Consider the following 18,934-nt stretch of genomic DNA (forward strand, 5'->3'; position numbering starts at 1 on the left):
AGTTTAATTTGGTTTTTGAAAGCCCTCAACATCAACTGCTTTATTTGTACTTAGTTCATTCAAAATAGTTTCCAATTCCCTTGATAATTCCTTGAAATTCTCATTAAAACCAGGCTTTTCATTTTTAAAGTCAGCTTCAGTTTTGATGGCCAGGTCATAAAGTTTAGGAGCTGAAATAGTACCGGATATTCCTTTGAATGAATGAAGCATACGCTCAGCAACTTCCCTGTCAGACTCACGAACGTTATTGAATTCATTCAGGAAATTGAGATGGTCATAATAGAAGCGCTGTAAAAGTCGCTTAAAAAAGTCCCAACGGTTAGCGAATCGTTTGACGCCCTCATTAACATTAATGCCTTTGATTTCAGGCAGGTTGTTGCCCGATTCCTTAATTTCAATTACAGGTTTTTCTTTAATGGCGATTGGCTTTCTCTTATGGCGTTTACCGCCCCGCTTTTTTTCAACCCATTTTAATATTTTCTTATAAACCTGTTCCGGGTCAATAGGTTTGGCTATCATATCAACCATTCCGGCATTAAGGTATTTCTTTTTGATACCACCTATGGCATCTGCCGTCATGGCAATGATAGGTAGGCTGGCATGGTCTTCCATTTCCAGAATGCCTTTAGTGGCATCGAAACCATCCATTACCGGCATTTGAATATCCATCAGTACCAGATCAAAGAAGTTAGCTCCTCCATCTTTAACTGCTGCAATCGCTTCTTCACCGTTTGAAACAACATCAACACTAACGCCTGCCAGTTCGAGCAGCTCAATACCAATCTGCTTATTGGTTTCATTATCTTCCACCAGCAACACTTTAACATTGTCTTGCTCGCGCAGCTCGTTAAGGTATAATCCGGGTTCTTTTTTTCGCCATGCCGATTTGGTTTTCTCTTTACCAAATGCTTCCAGACAGGCGTCGTGCATGGTTGAGAAATTAACTGGTTTTATAATTGAACCAACAGTATTGTTTTTAATGAACGACTGCAATTCGTTATCCTGGCCAAAAGCACTAATTAAAACCAGCATAGGAATTTTCTGTGTGTTGTTGACAAATAGTTCCTGTACCGCATGATTGAACTTGCTTCCGGGTATATTCCAGTCTGCTATTATCAGGTCAATAGGCTCTGACTGTCGGCTCTCCATTAGCTTAAGAAGGGCAGCGTCGTTTCTTCTAACCAGAGTGACTTTGAACTTAAGCAGCTCCAGCATGTCTTTGATAATCGATGATGTGGACGGGTGATTATCCAGTACAAGTACATGTTTATTAGCCAGGTCTTCAGGAGGAACCAATAAGTCGCGTTTTTGCGCTTTTTGTTTACCGGCTTTCATTGTGAAGAAGAAAGAGCTTCCTTCGCCATATTCGCTTTCAACCCATATGCGACCACCCATTAATTCAGATAGTCGTTTGCAAATGGCTAAGCCTAAGCCTGTTCCGCCATACTTGCGAGTAGTGGATACATCGGCCTGCGAGAACGAATCAAACAAATGCTCGCGCAGCTCGTCCTTGATACCGATACCTGTGTCTTTTACTTCAAATAATAACTCAACTTCTTCATCATCTTCCTGCAGAACCAGTACGCTTGTTACAATTTCACCGGTGTTGGTGAACTTGATCGCATTATTGACCAGGTTAACCAATACTTGCGATACACGCAGTGGGTCACCAATCAGGTTGAGCGGTACATCAGCATGAAGAGCATAAATAAAGTCCAGTCCTTTTTCGTGCGACTTATAGGCTACCATGTTACTTAAGTCATCAAAAACCTGCTCCAGGTCATAATCGATCTGTTCCATGGCAAGCTTACCTGCTTCAATTTTTGAGAAGTCAAGAATGTCATTGATAATACCAAGCAATGACTTGGAGCTTCCCTGTATTTTTTTCAGGTAGTCGGCCTGACCCGGGTTAACTTCTTTCTCAATAGCTAAGTGTGTCCAACCAACAATAGCATTCATCGGCGTGCGTATTTCGTGACTCATCCTGGCCAGGAAGTCACTTTTAGCACGTGTAGCTGCTTCGGCATCATCTTTAGCTTCTTTTAATAGGGCAGCATCTTTTTCTTTTGCGATAGCAATACCCAGGGTAACTGTAAAGGCTCTGAAAATGGCGCGATGTGATTCAAGCCATGGTATGCCCTTATCGATATTACCAAAACCTATAAAGCCCCAGAAATTGTCACGGGCAAAGACAGGAACGATCAGTAAACTCTCAAGGCCCAGTTCATTGAACAGGAACTGTTCTTCGTCAACAAAATCATCCTTAAAACCATTTATGTCTTTTTTATCAGATAAGAAATGGAACCAGCGTGAACCGATCTGGCTGTATTTGATATTACTCAATCCGGGGCGTTCCACCGGCTTTATTTTGTCAATCTGCCATTCGTATATGTGGGTGGCTGTTGGCTGCTTATTGCCTTTAGCAACATCATTTTTAAAAATAAACGCATGGTCAACCATGGCACTTTGTGCCACTATTCGTAGTGATTTCTGTATAGCTTCGAATGCATCCTGATTCACAATGAGCTCCTTAACGGCTTCGGCAACGCCCTCAAGGAAACGGTCACGCATCATAACTTCTGAAATGGCCTCTTTGGTTGCTGTAACGTCTATCATTACACCTTGCAGGTAATAGCCTCCATCATTTTGCTTAACCGACATGCCTTTCTCATGCAGCCAGCGCATCTCACCCTTCACGTCGGCAATGCGGTATTCCACTTCGTATGAGTGGTTACGCAGTACGGCTTGTTTAATGGTGTCAAGCACCCGTTCACGATCATTCTCAAAAATAAGGTTCGTGAATGATTGCACACCATCCAGGAAGTTCTCTGACTCAAACCCGGTTACCTTGCTAAAGCCACTGCTTAAAAACAACATGGTGCGGCTATCGTCCAATAAACCGGTATAAACAATACCTGGCACATTGGTTACGATGTTGCGATAATTCTCCCGGCTTTTTTCCAGGTCGCGCAGGGCTTTGTTCAATTCGGTAATATCAGTTGAAATCCCACAAACGGCCTGTATTTCACCCCGTTTATTTCTGATAGGGAATTTATTTGATAGGAAGTAACGTTTACCGGCACGCAGTTCTATTTCCTCTTCATACTGAATAGGTACGCCGCTGTTGATTACTTGCAGATCCAGTTCGCGCGATTCATCGGCCAGTTTCTTATTAAATAAAACATCACCTTTTTTACCGATTACATCTTCTTCTTTGAGACCCACTTCATCGCACCAGTTTTGATTGACAAGCGAATAATGGCCATCAACATCCTTTACATAGATCAGTGCCTTGGAGTTGTTGATGATGTCATCTAGTAAGCGACGGTTATCTTCAATGGCATTTTCAGCATGGCGGCGTTTACGTTCATCGGAGGTAATGGTAAAAATAAAGAAACGCAGTACCAAAAGTCCCGACACAATGGCCACAACCACTAATATGACCAGGAACTTAAGGCTTAACTCACCCCATTTGGTTAACATTCGTGATTGAATAACGGATGCCTGTTCTGCATTTTCCTGCAGTATCAATGCGTTTTTACGAAGTGACCTCTGGGCAATATTGATGTTGTTGAATAAATCAATCTTTCGCATAATGGTTTGCTCATAATGCCGCAAGTGAGCCCTGAACTGCTTCATGTAACTGCGGGCATCAATATTGTTGACCTGATTCTCGATAACAAAGGTCAGGTTAAGGGTTTTGTCAAACCAGTTTTCAAGCGAATCACGTTTGGCGGGACTTATATCATCAATGCCAATGCGTGATTGCAAGGACCGGATAGCGATGAGGTGGTTATGTGCTTTATTGTAATTGGCAATGGCCTCTGTTTGTGATTGGCGGTTTTTTGTCAGCCACTCTTTGAGCAGGGCCTGTTGCCTGGCTTCTTCGGTTTCAATGAGGTTGAATATGCTATCGGTTTTAAAAAGCAAATTGTTATAATAGCTGTGCAACTGAGCATATAGCTTAAAATCTTTATTAAAAGCAGTTATATGATCCAGCATCGGAGTCAGTATCTTTTTTGTTTCCGGGTTAGCTTCTGACTGATTGATGATTTGTAAGCGGTTACTAATGATCAGGGTTAATGAATCAACATTATGGATCAGTGCTGTATCACCCGATATTAAGGCGCGTTTTTCATTGAGTCGAAGGTGATAAATGTTGTCCTGCAAGCGGTTTACCTGTTCAGTACTGTTGACAACAAATGATAAGCGGCGAATTCCCCTTATACTTAAAAAAGACACTACAGACATTATCAGAATTATAATGACAAATGCTATAACTACCTTTTTTTGAATCGTATTGGCCATCCCCTTTAATCGAAACTGCGCCATAAAATTTAAGTTTTCTGTGTTTATCAGCTTATAAATATAACAACAATTTAAGCTCCTGAAAAACGGTTAATTATAATACGTGATTTCAATTTAAATTTCATTAAACCAACAGTAATGGCTGATCGGTGTGCTCACACCAATTATGCCTGCACAAAAATGGTGATCCGGCACCAGTTATTTATGAATGGGCTGAGAGTGAAATTTTTATCCAACTCACATTACTATTAACAGTTGAAAGCTTGTTTCTGTTATAAGCTGTGATATTTAATCGCGTTTGTTATTTTTGAAAAAACTAATTTATACTATGAGATACACCGACAAATTTCCTGCCCTTTTAATCCTTCTTCTTTTTTTTGTTACAATTTTTTATCCCCTTAAGCGCTTAGACGCTCAAATAAAGTCTCCCAAGTATGAAATGCGTGGGGTGTGGGTTGCTACGGTCGCAAATATTGACTGGCCAAGCAAACCGGGCTTAAAAGTGAAAGAACAGAAGAGTGAAGCAGTTAAACTAATAGAACACTGTAAGGAGTTGGGAATGAATACTATATTTTTTCAGGTGCGTCCCGCTTCTGATGTTCTTTACAGGTCAGATCTGGAGCCATGGTCGAAAGTGTTAAGTGGAGAAGCCGGAAAAGATCCTAAGTATGATCCGCTTGAGTTTTGGGTAGAGGAAGCACATGCCCGGGGGCTTGAGTTGCATGCCTGGATTAACCCTTATCGTGCTTCCATGAATCTTAAAGATGAATTGCCTGCTAAACATCCCTTTCATAAGCAACCCGGGTTGTTTGTGGAATATGGTAATAAGCTGTATTTCAATCCGGGGAATCCGAAATCAAACGAACACATTAATAAAGTAGTGAAAGAGCTTGTACAAAACTACGATATTGACGGCGTTCATATGGATGATTATTTTTATCCGTATCCGATTAAGGATAAGGTTTTCCCTGATTCTGCCGAGTATGAGAAATATGGCGCAGCTACATTTGATGATATTAATGCCTGGCGACGTGATAATGTCAATAATACGATAGAGTCATTACAGGCTACAATTAAATCAATCAAACCCTGGATGCAGTTCGGTGTTAGCCCATTCGGCGTATGGCGAAATAAAAGTGACGATCCACGGGGCTCTGAATCAAGGGCAGGCACAACCAATTACGATGGCTTGCATGCCGATGTTTTATTGTGGATGCAAAACAAGTGGATTGACTATGTGGTACCGCAATTGTACTGGGGAACCTCTCATCCGGTAGCTAATTTTAATCATTTGTCAGACTGGTGGAACGATAACCATTGCGACGTGCCGGTTTATATTGGACATGGAGTTTATCGTGTTGGAAGCGATAAGCCTGACTGGCAGGATAAATCACAATTGCCTTACCAGATGAATCGTGTTCGCACCTACCAGAACTTAGAGGGAAATGTTTTCTTTAGTTATAAGCATTTTAAACGTGACCTTTTGGGCTTCCAGGACTCACTGATGAATAATTTTTACCGTGACAGGGCATTGGTGCCTCATATGGACCAGGTAAAGAATCTAGAAAATAACGTCGGGATTAGGAGGCTGCGAGCCAATTCAAGGCGGATCAAATGGAAAGCGACCAATGCAGGTTCATCAAACCGATATGTCATATATCTGTATAGTCCTTCAGAGGCTTTTGATCCGGCCAACCCTCATATGATACTGGATGTATCCTATGGGAATAAATACCGCCTTCCGGAAAAGACTTCAAAGCTGAAAAAGGAATACCTGGTTCGTGTTGCTGCCTTGAATAAGTATGGTGCTGAAGGGGCTTACAGTGAACCTTATCTGATGAAATATTAAATTTGATTCAAGTAAAAAAGTTACCTAACTTTTGACTCGATACTATTTAAAACCTGTTAATTATGAGTATAACATTAATTGTACTAGGTGTTCTTGTCCTTGGATTGATCGTTTGGCTGCTTAGTATAGACGGCTCTTATCATGTTAAAAAATCCTTGGTCATCGGTGCCCCGAAAGAAAAAGTGTATGAATTAGTGTCTGATTATAAAACATGGAAAAGCTGGTCTCCCTGGCTGTGTATGGAACCCGTTGCAAAGGTTTCCATTACAAATGATGGTGTTGGAGTGGGGGCAGTTAATGCCTGGGTAGGAGATTTGGTTGGTTCAGGAGAGATTGAACACCTTGAACTGAAAGCGAATGAGTCAATTCAGCAAGAGATTCGTTTTATAAAGCCCTTTAAATCAAAGTCAGAAGTCTATTGGCAGTTTAACGATGCCAAAGGTGGGTGCGAGCTTACATGGGGCATGAAAGGTGCCATGCCGTTTTTCCTGAAGTTTATGGCCAAAAAGATGGAGCCATGGATTGGAATGGACTATGAGCGAGGGCTGAAGATGATCAAAGATCTGATTGAAAAAGGTAAGATAGATTCTGAAGTAAGTATTGAAGGTGTATCGAAGCTTGATGGATTTAAATATGTAGGGCTAAAAGAAACATGCCCCATGTATGAAGTCGGTCCTTCAATGAAAGAGGCATTTGGAAAGATTAATGCCTTATGTGAAAATGAAAAGATAGAGCCTGAAATTGCCTTCTCAATTTATCACAAATTTGATTTTACCGACCCTGAATGTACCTATTCATCGGGCGTACCTCTTGAAAGTGACATAGAAGTGAGCAATGGGTTTTATAAAAGTGAATATCCGACCATAAAAGCCGTTAAGGTTGTGTTTAAGGGAGATTATGAGCACTTGGGCAATGGCTGGGCCTCTGCTTATAGTTACCTGCGCTATAATAAGTTAAAAGCGAATAAGAAGATCGATCCGATAGAGTTGTATTTAAATGATCCGACCAAGGAACAAGATCCTGCCAATTGGCTGACAGCAATATATATACCAGTAAAATAATAAAAAACCGGCTTAGCCGGTTTTTTATGCCTTTAATATACCTTGTTGTTTCAGTGTTTTTTCGACGTCTTCCATTTCATTGTAAAACGCTTCTCCGTACTTGCGGATAATCGGTTCCTTAAGAAACTTATATACCGGCACTCCCAATTGGCTGCCAAATTCACGGGCCGGATGACAGATAGGCCAGGTATGATAGTTTAATCCTTCAAAGTCGGGGTATTTAGTGACCCTGATAGGGTACAAGTGACATGATATGGGCTTTTTAAAATCAATCAGTCCTTCCTGATAAGCTTTGTCAATGGCGCACTTGCAAATGCCTTTCTCATCAAAATAAGTGTAAACACACTCGCGGCCATTGATGATCGGTGTTACTTTATCACCATCAGAATCAATGATCCATTTACCCTGCTTTTCAATTTCTTCAATAGCCTTTTCTGTTAAAAAAGGCTTTACGACCGGATAAACCTCTTCAATTTTTGCCACTTCATCGTCTTCAAGCGGAGCACCCGATTCACCTTCAACACAACATTCTCCTTTGCACTTATCAAGGTTGCACACAAATCTTTTTTCAAAAATATCAGTGCTGATTATTTTATCATCAATCTGAATCATCTATCCTAATCTTTTTTCATTTCAGGCTGAGTTGTACAAACTTAAATCCAACCCAGCATATTTAATGCTGCAAAGATAGAAAATTAGCTTAAAGAAAAATGCTGCTGTAAACGGACCTGTATCAAGGTGCTTAATTAAGTCCGACAAATGATAATGTAGCAATAATTATAAGGCCAACCAGCCATACGAAACCATACATCATCCAGATCAGCGTCATTTTAAAGAATGCATTTATCCATTTGCGTTTATAAATTCGCCGGGCTCCAATTACCTGGTAAATGGGCACCAGAAAATATAAATAGCCGATCCAGGCAGTGGAGTGGTTTTTAAAGATGAGGTTAACGCCAATAACAATGGCTGTGATGGTAAAGATGAACGAATGAATGTTAAGCGCAAATATCAGGTGCCCGATGTAGAGCTTTTTGGTCCGATAAAAGCTGATCCAGAGTAAAAAGGCAAAAATGGGCATAAACAAGAACAATGACCAGGAGGTGAACTGGTAAAGCTTGTTGATATACAATTCAGGATATTGCTGAATCATTTTTGCCGTTTTGCCATATTTTGAGTCATCGTCTTCAACATCATCAACAACATCTTCGATCGATGAAATAAAGCTGTCTATATCATCCACGTCGGTTGAGTCAATAGCTGCACTGTCCAGTTCTGCCTGGATGGCTTCACGTGTTGCTACATAAATAGTATCTGTTCCGTTCTGAACCGAGTCAACAAGAGCCTTTGCGTTGCCTTTGACATCATTAATATCTTCTTTTGTTGAATCGTAATTGTCTTTGATCGATTTATTGGTAATGAACGACATCAGTAAGAACATAACAAAACTGATGAACAGGTAAAAGCGAAACGGCGGCATATAACGTGCCCGTTTACCAGCAAGATAATCAACCGTTAAAAAGCCCGGCTTGAAAAGTATAGTAACAAGTGTTTTGACCAAGCGGGTATCAAAGGTGATAATGGTGCCCATGAAGTCAGCAATCATAAAACGTATTGGTCGCTCCAGCTCTTTAACTGATTGCCCGCAGTTAGAGCAGAATTTTCCGTTAAACTGATGGTCGCAATTTTTACAGGTGATCAACTCTGGTTCAATTGGGGTGCTTGAGTCTTGCATTACTTTTCAATAAATAGGTTTAGATGGCATTAAAGATAAATCTATTTGTTTAATGCTTACTTATTCCTGTTGAAAAATTATACTATAAGAATAAACGAAATACAATAGTCCTCTTCTTTAATTACTATCTTTGACGAAATTTTCAGCCCCTTACTTATGAAAGATTTAAAGCCAATTATGTTTGTTGGTACCTGTTCTGATGCGGGTAAAAGTGTGATCAATGCCGGATTTTGCCGGATATTGAAGCAAGATGGTTACCACCCGGCGCCCTTTAAGGCGCAGAACATGTCATTAAATAGCTATGCCACTCCCGAAGGCTATGAAATAGGTCGGGCACAGGCTACCCAGGCCGAAGCATGCGGCATAGATTGCCATACCGATATGAATCCGGTCTTACTCAAACCAAGTGGGGAAATGATGTCGCAGGTGATACTGAATGGGAAACCTGTGGGAAATCGTTCTGCCTATGAATATTTTCGTAAAGATGATAATGCCAAATTGTTTGATGAGGCATACGCGGCTTTTGAGCGCTTAAGCAGCCGGTATTCGCCGATTGTTATGGAGGGGGCCGGCTCAATTTCGGAGCTCAACCTGAAAAAACGTGATATAGTTAACATGCGAATGGCAAAGCGGGTTGGTGCTGATGTGTATTTAGTGGCAGACATTGATAGGGGTGGTGTTTTTGCAAGTGTATACGGATCTGTTATGTTGCTCGATGATGATGAGCGAAAACTGATTAAAGGTATTATCATCAATAAGTTCAGGGGCGATGTGCGCTTGTTTGATGAAGGGCGACAGATCATTGAGGATTTGACTGGTATTCCTGTTGTCGGTGTGGTTCCTTATTTTAAAGATATATATATTGAAGATGAGGATTCGGTGGTGCTCGATAAACGAAACAGTGAGGCCCTTGAGGGGAAGATTAATATTGCTGTTGTGAAGCTGCCCCGGATGTCCAATTTTACCGACTTCAATGCCTTGCAATTTGATAAACGGACTCATGTATATTATACCACAGACCTTGCACAAATTGAAAAAGCCGACATTGTAATATTGCCAGGTTCCAAAAGCACCATAAAAGATCTTGAGTACATCAAAGAAAAGAATATCCCGCAGTTGGTGAAAAAGATGTATGCATCAGGGAAATCGGTTATTGGTATTTGTGGCGGATACCAAATGCTTGGTCGCACCATAAGTGATCCTGAGCAGATCGAAGGTTCGGTCACTGCCATTGACGGCATTGGCTTATTGCCCTTGGATACCAGGATTACGGATGGTAAGAAGACCGTGCAGCAACAATTTTATTTCCTCAATGATGACGCTGTTTGCAATGGATACGAAATCCATATGGGGCAAAGTGAAGCAAGTGATGAAGCAAGACCTTTGGTAGAAACCTTAGATGGTCATGTTGATGGCATTTATAGAGATGAACGTTGCTGGGGGACATATATGCACGGTATACTGGATAATGCATCTGTTATCAATCGTCTGTTGAAACCATACAGAGATGATGATGATAAAGGTTTTTGCTATACCTCCTTTAAGAATGAAGAATACAACCGTTTGGCTTCGCATTTGCGCCAGCATATAAACATTGAATCAATATATGAAAGCGCCCGAGACAATGGTAAGTAAGAGTGGACAGTTTCATCATGGAAATGACATATACCGTTTTAACCATGAGATAAAGGCTGATTTCAGTACGAATACCTGGTACCTGGGGCCACATCCCGGCTTATTGGAGTATTTAAAGAGCGAGATGAATTGTGTAGCCAATTACCCAGAGTTGCAAAGTGAATCATTGACTTCAGTATTGGCCGACCATCATCATTTGGCCGATGACCAGTTACTGGTTTGCAATGGTACGGCAGAGGCTATATTTCTCATAGCGCAGAGCTGTCAAAACGGGATGAGCCGTATTATAAAGCCTACATTTTCGGAATATGAACATGCCTGTCAGGTTCATAAGCATCACATAAGTTTTTGTGGCAGTAATTTTATTGCACAGGGAATGAACACCCAGGAGGGCTTATTTTGGCTGTGTAACCCAAATAATCCGACCGGACAGGTTTATTCACAGACCTTATTGCTCGATCTGGTTAAAAATAACCCTCAAACACTTTTTGTGATCGATGAGGCTTACGCCGATTTCTGCATCGAAGATGTGTCGATGGCTCCCTTTGTTGGTAAGTATAAAAATTTGCTGATCCTTAAGTCAATGACGAAGAATTATTGCCTGCCTGGTTTGCGCCTTGGGTATATATTGGGGCATCATACGCAAATAGAAAAAATTACTCAATATCGCCCACCCTGGGCGGTCAATTGCCTGGCTTTAAAAGCCGGTGAGTTCGCGCTTAAAAATGCCATTATAGGTGATGATGAACGCATTGCCTACCTGGGGCTTGCTGGTGAGTTAAGAATGGAGTTGGAAAAAATTGATGGTGTTGAAGTGTTTACTTCTTCAACAGGTTATTTCCTTCTGAAAACTCCAATGCCTGCGGCTGATCTGAAGCACTTATTGGTCAGTGAATTTGGTTTGTTAATACGTGATGCTTCAAATTTCAGAGGCTTAAGTGACTATCATATCCGGATTGCCACATTAACGCGGGAAAAAAACGCATTGTTAATTAATGCTTTTAAATCTGTTTTCGTATGAGTGCTGATGCTTCACTGTTGATGGTGTGTGCTGTTGTTGTGGCGTATTTGCTGGACCTTATTTTTGGTGATCCAATGGCGTTGCCACATCCCATCGTCTATTTTGGGAAGACCATTTCTTTTTGTGAGAAGCGCATGAATAAGGGGTCTTACAGGTTGTTGAAAGGAGCTGTGGTAGCTGTCTCTCTTATTGGAATGGTTTATCTCCTATTTTATTTGCTCATGTTGATATCCGGCAAAATTAGCTTGTTGGCTGGTGCTGTATTGACGGGTTTGTTCTTCTTCTACGGTTTAGCTAATAAAACATTGATCAGGGAAGGAGTGGCTGTTTTCAGGGTTCTTGAAAACGATGGTCTGGAAGCTGGTCGCAGGCAGTTGAGCCGCATTGTTGGACGGGATACATCGCAATTGGGTGAACAGCAAATTAAAAAAGCAGCCCTGGAAACAATGGCTGAAAATTTAAGTGATGGTGTGGTGGCTCCTGTTTTTTGGTTTGCTCTGTCGGGAGTGCCGGGCATGATGGCCTATAAAATGATCAATACGCTGGACTCTATGATCGGTTACAAAAACGATCGATACATTTATTTCGGACGTGTGGCAGCTTATATTGATGATGTGGCAAACTATTTTCCTGCACGGCTCACTGCAATACTTATGATGCTTGTTAGTGGATCTTACCGTGCTTTGGTATTTATTTTCAAATTTGGAAAAAAACACAGCAGCCCTAATGCCGGATATCCGGAAGCCGCCCTGGCAGGTGTCTTAAACGTGCGATTTGGTGGTCCTAATGTCTATCACGGAAAGGTGGTTGATAAGCCATTTATAGGTGAAACTGACCGGCCTTTAATATATCGGGATGTAAAAAAAACAGTGGCTGTTAATCAAGCGGTAACTGCTGTATGTATTGTAATGTGTGTAATTGTAAGGTATATAATACAATGGTAAAATTAGATAATCTGAATATTGCTTCACTGCCTGATGAAATGGCCGGGGAGCTTCAGTATAAGATTGACCAGAAGGCTAAGCCCGTTGGTTCCCTGGGACAAATGGAAGCGATAGCTAAGCAAATAGGTTTAATACAGGGGACATTAACACCCATACTTAATAAGCCGGTCATGTTAACGATCGCCTCTGATCATAAAATTTGTGAAGAAGGGGTGAGTCCCTGTCCCGTAGAGATCACCTGGCAGCAGTGTCTGAACTTTCTGAACGGTGGAGGTGGAATTGGTCTTTTTTCACAGGTATATGGCTTTGATCTGCGTGTGGTAGATGCGGGAGTGGACTTCGACTTTAAGCCGCACCCTAAGTTAATAGATGCCAAAGTGCGAAAGGGAACGCGCAACTTTTTAAAAGAACCTGCCATGACTATAGATGAGTGTTTAAAAGCACTCAATAACGGTCGTCATATTGTGGCCCAAATAGCAGAAGAGGGGACCAATGTTATAGGGTTTGGTGAAATGGGAATTGGCAATACATCTCCAGCTTCAGCTCTTTTGTCGGTATATACAGGTATTGAGATCGAAGCGGCGGTGGGCCCGGGTTCCGGATTAACACCTGAAGGTGTAGTAAATAAAACGCAGGTTCTGAAAAATGCCATTGCAAAGCACGGAGTGTCAGATGATCCGATAGAAAACCTGGCGCGCTTTGGAGGGCTTGAGATTGCCACCATTGCAGGGGCCATGCTGGAAGCTGCATCGCGCCGCATGATCATTATCACTGATGGCTTTATTACAACTTCAGCCTTGTTGGCTGCTCATGCTATTGATCCACTTGTTGTAGATTATGCCTTCTTTTCACATCAGTCAAAAGAGCAGGGGCATAAAAAGATGGTTGACTTCATGGGGGGAGAGCCTATTCTTGATCTTGGCTTTCGTTTAGGAGAAGGCACTGGTTCAGCCGTGGCCTATTCCGTTATAAAAGGTGCTGTTGCAATGATTAATAAAATGACATCGTTTGACGAGGCAGCCATATATAATACCGCTAATGATGGTATTCGAATAGATTAATATGACTAATCAGGAGTTTTGCCGTAATGGTAAAACTCTTCTTGTTGTAGCTCAAGGGCAATTATAGATGTCTTTGACGACTTTCTGCGCTTTATTGGCAGGTGTTTCTTTTCTTGATCATGCGTCCTGAGGTATGAACCGGGAGGTGGTTTTAGAAACTTTTGTAACAATTTTCATAAAACTCTTTGATTTCTGCAATTATAACATTGGGGTGTTCAAATACCATAAGATTTTCGTATCGTAATGTTGCAATACCCATATTACTAAGATTCCTATCCCTAAGTCTGTCATATTCCTCATTATAAACATGGTATTCCCCATCTAATTCGATAGCTAGCTTTAATTGAGGACAATAAAAATCCAGAATGTATTGCCCAATAGAAGGTTGTCGCCTAAACTTCAGATCGCATATTCTTTTTCCTTTAAGGTAATTCCAAAGTTCACATTCCGCTGGAGTTGCTCTGTTTCTCAATAGTTTTCTCCTATAAATCATTTTTGGCCGGTTACTTTTCATATCTTTCTTATATTGTTGAAAACTAATTTGTAAAAAAGACTTAAAACCACCTCCCCTCTCCTTCGTCGAGGTACTCCTCCTTGCCAGGAGGAGAGCTGATTTACAGCTTGCAAAACACTATATATGTGAATGTTTGAATCTTTTCGAACACTCGTGAGTAACGCCCCGGGTTACCTAATGACAATCAATCCGGTGCAACAGCAAATGCTCGTCGATGCACTAATATTCTAAGCTCCGGAATAGCCAATGCCCGATTGTGAACTGATTTTATGAAGTGAAAAGAGGAGTTAATTGGTCGAACGGTGCTGCCGCGCGAGTGCGGTAGCGAAGGGTAGTACAATGAGCACACAACACGTCATCTCCTGATTGAGTGATACATCCTTAACCAAAAATCCCAACTACCATCTGGCTGAAACGGTACTTGGGATTTTTCAATAACCAATAAATTAAAATTCGCTTGTAATAATATGACTTGTAAAACCGATACAAACATAGTATGCGATAACCTGACCTGCAATCACCATTTATTGGGATTTTTGCGCAATTGAACGGAATCGATTATATTTGCAACATATGACACTAGCAATTGCTTATCTGGTAAAGTAAAGACAGGCAAGTCTTTACAAAAATTTCTTTATCGATACATCGTATCGACCTGTCTCCCGTACATCTTATATTTCAATCATTTACAGGTTTATAACTACTTTTTGGTAGTTCAAAGATTCGATAAGCAATGAATAATCAATTAAACACATATGGCTGGCATTACTACGCTCAGCTGACACAAACACAACAGAACATTGACGAGGTTGGTCGCATCCGCACGGTTAACAAAACAAGCTATGAAGTGATGACCAACAAGGGCATGTTAAAAGGTGAAGTAAGCGGTAAGTTATTGTTTACTGCCGAAGCTGAAGAGATGCCGCAAACAGGCGACTGGGTTAAAATAATGCCTTACGATGAGCAATGCATCATTACCGAGGTACTGCCACGTTTCAGTACCCTGGCAAGAAAGGAAGCAGGTAAAAAGTACGACCGGCAAATAATCGCTGTGAACATCAACCAGGCTTTTATTGTACAAGGACTTGACAGGGACTTTAACCCACGCAGGCTTGAACGGATGGTCACTGCTTTGAATGATGCAGGCATCACCCCTAATATCCTTTTGAACAAAATTGATATAAGTGACAATGTTGAAGAAAAGCTTGCTGCAATTAAAAGTAATATCCCCAATTCATCCATACATGCTATTAGTGCATTGAATAAGAATGGCATTAATGATTTGGTCCGATTACTGGAGCCGGAACAGACCTACATATTGGTGGGCTCATCAGGAGCCGGTAAAAGCACCCTGATCAATGCACTGATGGGTAACGATGTGCAGGAAACGAAGCAAACCAGTGAGGCAGTCGGGAAAGGTGTTCATACAACCACCCGTCGCGAATTATTTGCTTTACCCAATGGCAGCATTATAACAGATACAGCTGGCGTTCGCGAATTTGGCCTGGCCCTTGAAAATAACGAATCAATTGCCGAAACATTCACCGATATCGCCTCTCTGGAACAGGCATGTTATTACAAGGACTGCACACACATTAACGAGCCTGGCTGTGCTGTTCTGAAGGCCATCGACGAGGGACACCTTGCTTTAGAATTATACGACAGTTACATCAAACTCAAGAATGAATCGGAGCATTACGCTGCTTCTGTTCAAGACAAAAAAAGGAAAGGCAGGGACTTGTCCAAACTGGTTCGTAATATGAAGCGTTACAACATTAAAAAACGTTATTAACCTGAGTTCTATATGTAAAAGAACCTCTTTTGAATTATCATAAACAATGAAAACATATACTTATACAAATGCAGGCACAGCAAAAGAGCTAAGCCAATTGGTAACATTATTCAACAAAGTATTTGCACCCGAAAAGGTTGGCGAGCTGGCCCAAATACTAACAGATCATTTTCCCGGTTTCAGCTTCCCTGACTGGTACATAGTAAAAGATGAAAGCACAGGTTCCGTTGTTTCGGGTTTCGCTTCAATTCCCTGGCAATGGCAATTTGAAGGCATCCCATTAAAAGTGGCTGAATTAGGTATTCTTGGCACCGACGACGACCATAGAAACAAAGGTCTGTTTAAAGCCAACAATGAACACTTTGAACATGACCTGAAAGCGCAGGACTACGACCTTGCGGTAATCCAGGGTATTCCCGGAATTTATCACCGCCTGGGTTATTACTATTCACTGCCCATGGAGAACCACACCGAGGTACCACTCTATGCCATACAGGATCATTTGCCAATTGATATGCGTGAAGCAAACAGTGATGATATTCCATTTTTAGTTGAAGAAGAAAGACAGTTTAACCGGACTTATAACATCAGCTCTGTAAGAACAGCAGAACATTGGCAATACATATTAAGCCATGGCAAAAAGTCGGAATACGGGAGTCGTATTTTTATCATCACCAACCAGGGAAAGAAGTATTATATCCGAATCCTGGATGGTGGTTTTGGAACGGGTGTACACGTAAGTGAAGCGAGTATATCGATGCCGGCAGATACACAGCGTGCCACATTCAGTTATCTAAAAGAAGAAGCTGCAAGGCTGGAGAAATCCCATATACGTCTTAATCTTCCCGAAGATCATCCCTTTGTAAAGACAGCCGGAGCTTACGGGGCTACCATTCGCCCTTCCTATGCATGGCAGATCAAGATCATTGACTTTGGCAGGTTTATCGGGAAGATAAAACAAGTGCTGGAACGGCGCATCCAAAACAGCTCATTTGCCGGAATAACTGCCATCACAAGCATCAACTGCTACCAGTTTCAGATTAACATCCATTGGAAAAATGGCATGATACATGATATCAACACTGATCAATCTGATGAAGCCACTTATACAATGAGCATACCAGGACAATTGTTGACTCAATTATTGCTTGGGTACCGAACCTGGCAGGAAATGCAATATATCAATCCCGATGTTTTTCCGGCCGATCAGTATTTACGCTTTTCATGTCATCAGCCATCAGAAATATCAGGCCAGTTTTTTACTGCTCTTTTTCCCAAGTTGAGTAACTGGGTAAACTGCCAGTATTAATAAGCATGCATGCCTGACAACACTTATAAAACACTAAATTCCCCGTATATTGCAATAATACGCAGGGAATTTAGCTTAATGCAGTAAATAATTACCGAATAGTTCTTATTTTCGCCAGCATGAAATTCTGGCGTAAATACCATAAATGGGCGGGCATTGTCCTAAGCTTCTTTCTATTATTATTTTCTTTATCAGGCATTCTGCTTAATCACCGGGAAGCCATAAGTTCCTTATCAATACCCCGTTCATTGCTTTCATCCAGTTACCAATACGACAATTGGAATAATGCGGCTTTAAAAGGAAGTATACTAAAGGATAGTATTCACACCATTTATTACGGTAATGTTGGTTGCTGGCTTCATGATTCTGAAACTAATACCTGGACAGATCTTAACGCGGGTATAGACAAAGGCATTGACAAACGGAAAGTAAGCAAAGCCCTATTAACAACTAACGGCCGTCTGTTTGCCGGAACATTGTTCGGCCTCTATGAACATATTAATAATAGCTGGGAAGCCATTGATTTACAGATCGACCATCAGCGCATTACAGATTTGATTGAAGTGAACAATGAACTGATCATTCTTACGCGCAGTGAAATAGGCCGGCTCAACCTGATCAATAATTCATTGACCGTATCCACCCTTCCTACCCCGGAAGGGTATCAGAACACCACCAGCTTATTCAAAACCATCTGGGTTCTTCACAGTGGAGAGATACTTGGTACGGGAGGAAAGCTTCTGGTTGACTTTATTGCATTGATATTTATCTTTTTATCCCTTACCGGTATTTTTTGGTTCATCTCCCCCTCACTCATTAAGAAGGCAAAGAAGAAGCTAAAATCGGCAAAGCGAACAAAACGTCTCTTCCGCTTTTCGGTCAAGTGGCACAATAAAATTGGCTATTACACCATTATACTGCTCATATTCACTACTTTCACCGGCATTTTTTTGCGACCTCCTTTACTGATAGCGATTGCGAGCAGTGATGTAAAAAGCATCCCTTATTCGATGCTGGACACTCCGAATGCCTGGTATGATCAGTTGCGCGGTATACGCTATAATGAAAGTTACGACGTTTATATCGTATCCACTTCCAAAGGCATGTATGCACTTACTGCCGACTTATCTGAAATGGTAAAGATCCCTGATCAGGCACCTGTTTCAGTTATGGGAATCACCATCTTTGAGCAAAAAGACGATTATAACTACCTTATCGGCTCTTTTAGCGGTTTATACATATGGAATCCTTTTTCAGGCTCATGCTATAACTACATCAGTCGCAAACCATATATACCCAGGGCAGGCATGTCACGTCCCATTGGAGCCAATATGGCAAGTGGCTATCACAAACAAGGAAACACAGAGGTGTATTTTGATTATGACAAAGGGCTTGTTAACCTGGGTAAGGACAAATACCCATTGGACATGCCCGAATTAATTAAATCCAACTCACCACTCTCTTTATGGAATTTTGCCCTCGAAATACATACCGGCAGGATATTCCAGGATTTAATGGGCAGTTTTTACATACTTATTGTTCCGCTTTGTGGTCTTAGCACTATTGTACTCCTGTTGTCAGGGCTTTGGATATATTTAAAAAAATTCAAACACTAAAATTGCTACATATTAGACAATTACACCACCCGCTCATACTTCATTAACCGTTTGCGTTATTTTTTTTTAACCTATTGGAACTTTCTACG

General features: G+C 41.2%; 13 protein-coding genes. 9 read left to right on the forward strand and 4 right to left on the reverse strand.

Features of this window, described 5'->3' with window-relative positions:
- Positions 1 to 3: 3 nt before the first annotated feature.
- The gene (locus ACRD69_RS18440; RefSeq protein ID WP_430816606.1) at positions 4 to 4,332 is read right to left on the reverse strand and encodes a response regulator; all 4,329 of its coding nucleotides are present in this window, start codon (positions 4,330 to 4,332) and stop codon (positions 4 to 6) included.
- A 304-nt stretch (positions 4,333 to 4,636) separates the two neighbouring features.
- On the opposite strand from ACRD69_RS18440, the gene ACRD69_RS18445 reads away from it, so the two are divergent.
- Together ACRD69_RS18445 and ACRD69_RS18450 are read left to right on the forward strand one after the other, a co-directional pair.
- Entirely contained in the window at positions 4,637 to 6,157 is a 1,521-nt protein-coding gene (locus ACRD69_RS18445; protein WP_430816607.1) for a glycoside hydrolase family 10-like protein, read from the forward strand.
- Between the two features lie 62 nt (positions 6,158 to 6,219).
- Positions 6,220 to 7,218 (forward strand): SRPBCC family protein, encoded by a 999-nt coding sequence (locus tag ACRD69_RS18450; RefSeq protein WP_430816608.1) that lies wholly within the window; start codon positions 6,220 to 6,222, stop codon positions 7,216 to 7,218.
- 24 nt (positions 7,219 to 7,242) lie between these two features.
- Here the strand turns inward: ACRD69_RS18450 and ACRD69_RS18455 are convergent, their stop codons facing one another.
- Positions 7,243 to 7,830 carry a DUF3109 family protein gene (locus ACRD69_RS18455; protein ID WP_430816609.1) on the reverse strand — a complete coding sequence of 196 codons (588 nt, stop codon included), beginning with the start codon at positions 7,828 to 7,830 and terminating at the stop codon, positions 7,243 to 7,245.
- Between the two features lie 130 nt (positions 7,831 to 7,960).
- Positions 7,961 to 8,953, reverse strand: coding sequence for a DUF3667 domain-containing protein (locus tag ACRD69_RS18460; protein ID WP_430816610.1), 993 nt, complete (start codon positions 8,951 to 8,953; stop codon positions 7,961 to 7,963).
- Positions 8,954 to 9,109: 156 nt separating this feature from the next.
- On the opposite strand from ACRD69_RS18460, the gene ACRD69_RS18465 reads away from it, so the two are divergent.
- From ACRD69_RS18465 to cobT, 4 genes are read left to right on the forward strand one after another with little or no spacing between them, the layout of a single operon-like run.
- Positions 9,110 to 10,588: a cobyric acid synthase gene (locus ACRD69_RS18465; protein ID WP_430816611.1), complete on the forward strand. Its 1,479-nt coding sequence runs from the start codon at positions 9,110 to 9,112 to the stop codon at positions 10,586 to 10,588.
- Positions 10,560 to 11,609, forward strand: coding sequence for a pyridoxal phosphate-dependent aminotransferase (locus tag ACRD69_RS18470; RefSeq protein WP_430816612.1), 1,050 nt, complete (start codon positions 10,560 to 10,562; stop codon positions 11,607 to 11,609). The genes ACRD69_RS18465 and ACRD69_RS18470 overlap by 29 nt, the downstream gene beginning before the upstream one ends.
- Complete coding sequence (gene cbiB / locus ACRD69_RS18475) at positions 11,606 to 12,553, forward strand: adenosylcobinamide-phosphate synthase CbiB (RefSeq protein ID WP_430816613.1); 948 nt, start codon at positions 11,606 to 11,608, stop codon at positions 12,551 to 12,553. Before ACRD69_RS18470 ends, cbiB begins: the two co-directional genes overlap by 4 nt.
- Positions 12,547 to 13,614, forward strand: a complete 1,068-nt coding sequence (cobT, locus tag ACRD69_RS18480; protein ID WP_430816614.1) for a nicotinate-nucleotide--dimethylbenzimidazole phosphoribosyltransferase — start codon at positions 12,547 to 12,549, stop codon at positions 13,612 to 13,614. Before cbiB ends, cobT begins: the two co-directional genes overlap by 7 nt.
- 151 nt (positions 13,615 to 13,765) lie before the next feature.
- On the opposite strand, the gene ACRD69_RS18485 is transcribed toward cobT, so the two are convergent.
- Positions 13,766 to 14,128 carry an endonuclease domain-containing protein gene (locus ACRD69_RS18485; protein ID WP_430816615.1) on the reverse strand — a complete coding sequence of 121 codons (363 nt, stop codon included), beginning with the start codon at positions 14,126 to 14,128 and terminating at the stop codon, positions 13,766 to 13,768.
- Positions 14,129 to 14,861: 733 nt separating this feature from the next.
- Here ACRD69_RS18485 and rsgA point away from each other — a divergent pair.
- From rsgA to ACRD69_RS18500, 3 genes are all read left to right on the forward strand, one after another.
- Positions 14,862 to 15,920, forward strand: coding sequence for a ribosome small subunit-dependent GTPase A (gene rsgA, locus ACRD69_RS18490; RefSeq protein ID WP_430816616.1), 1,059 nt, complete (start codon positions 14,862 to 14,864; stop codon positions 15,918 to 15,920).
- Positions 15,921 to 15,966: 46 nt separating this feature from the next.
- Positions 15,967 to 17,229, forward strand: coding sequence for a GNAT family N-acetyltransferase (locus tag ACRD69_RS18495; RefSeq protein ID WP_430816617.1), 1,263 nt, complete (start codon positions 15,967 to 15,969; stop codon positions 17,227 to 17,229).
- A 119-nt stretch (positions 17,230 to 17,348) separates the two neighbouring features.
- The gene (locus ACRD69_RS18500; RefSeq protein WP_430816618.1) at positions 17,349 to 18,845 is read left to right on the forward strand and encodes a PepSY domain-containing protein; all 1,497 of its coding nucleotides are present in this window, start codon (positions 17,349 to 17,351) and stop codon (positions 18,843 to 18,845) included.
- Positions 18,846 to 18,934: the final 89 nt, after the last annotated feature.

This window comes from Carboxylicivirga agarovorans, from assembly GCF_050589845.1.
Lineage (GTDB): Bacteria > Bacteroidota > Bacteroidia > Bacteroidales > Marinilabiliaceae > Carboxylicivirga > Carboxylicivirga agarovorans.

Coding starts and splice junctions, on each gene's coding strand:
- ACRD69_RS18460 (WP_430816610.1), bottom strand. CDS start 8,953: ATGCAAGACTCAAGCACCCCAATTGAACCAGAGTTGATCACCTGTAAA.
- ACRD69_RS18485 (WP_430816615.1), bottom strand. CDS start 14,128: ATGAAAAGTAACCGGCCAAAAATGATTTATAGGAGAAAACTATTGAGA.
- ACRD69_RS18440 (WP_430816606.1), bottom strand. CDS start 4,332: ATGGCGCAGTTTCGATTAAAGGGGATGGCCAATACGATTCAAAAAAAG.
- cbiB (WP_430816613.1), top strand. CDS start 11,606: ATGAGTGCTGATGCTTCACTGTTGATGGTGTGTGCTGTTGTTGTGGCG.
- ACRD69_RS18465 (WP_430816611.1), top strand. CDS start 9,110: ATGAAAGATTTAAAGCCAATTATGTTTGTTGGTACCTGTTCTGATGCG.
- ACRD69_RS18445 (WP_430816607.1), top strand. CDS start 4,637: ATGAGATACACCGACAAATTTCCTGCCCTTTTAATCCTTCTTCTTTTT.
- ACRD69_RS18500 (WP_430816618.1), top strand. CDS start 17,349: ATGAAATTCTGGCGTAAATACCATAAATGGGCGGGCATTGTCCTAAGC.
- cobT (WP_430816614.1), top strand. CDS start 12,547: ATGGTAAAATTAGATAATCTGAATATTGCTTCACTGCCTGATGAAATG.
- ACRD69_RS18470 (WP_430816612.1), top strand. CDS start 10,560: ATGAAAGCGCCCGAGACAATGGTAAGTAAGAGTGGACAGTTTCATCAT.
- rsgA (WP_430816616.1), top strand. CDS start 14,862: ATGAATAATCAATTAAACACATATGGCTGGCATTACTACGCTCAGCTG.
- ACRD69_RS18455 (WP_430816609.1), bottom strand. CDS start 7,830: ATGATTCAGATTGATGATAAAATAATCAGCACTGATATTTTTGAAAAA.
- ACRD69_RS18450 (WP_430816608.1), top strand. CDS start 6,220: ATGAGTATAACATTAATTGTACTAGGTGTTCTTGTCCTTGGATTGATC.
- ACRD69_RS18495 (WP_430816617.1), top strand. CDS start 15,967: ATGAAAACATATACTTATACAAATGCAGGCACAGCAAAAGAGCTAAGC.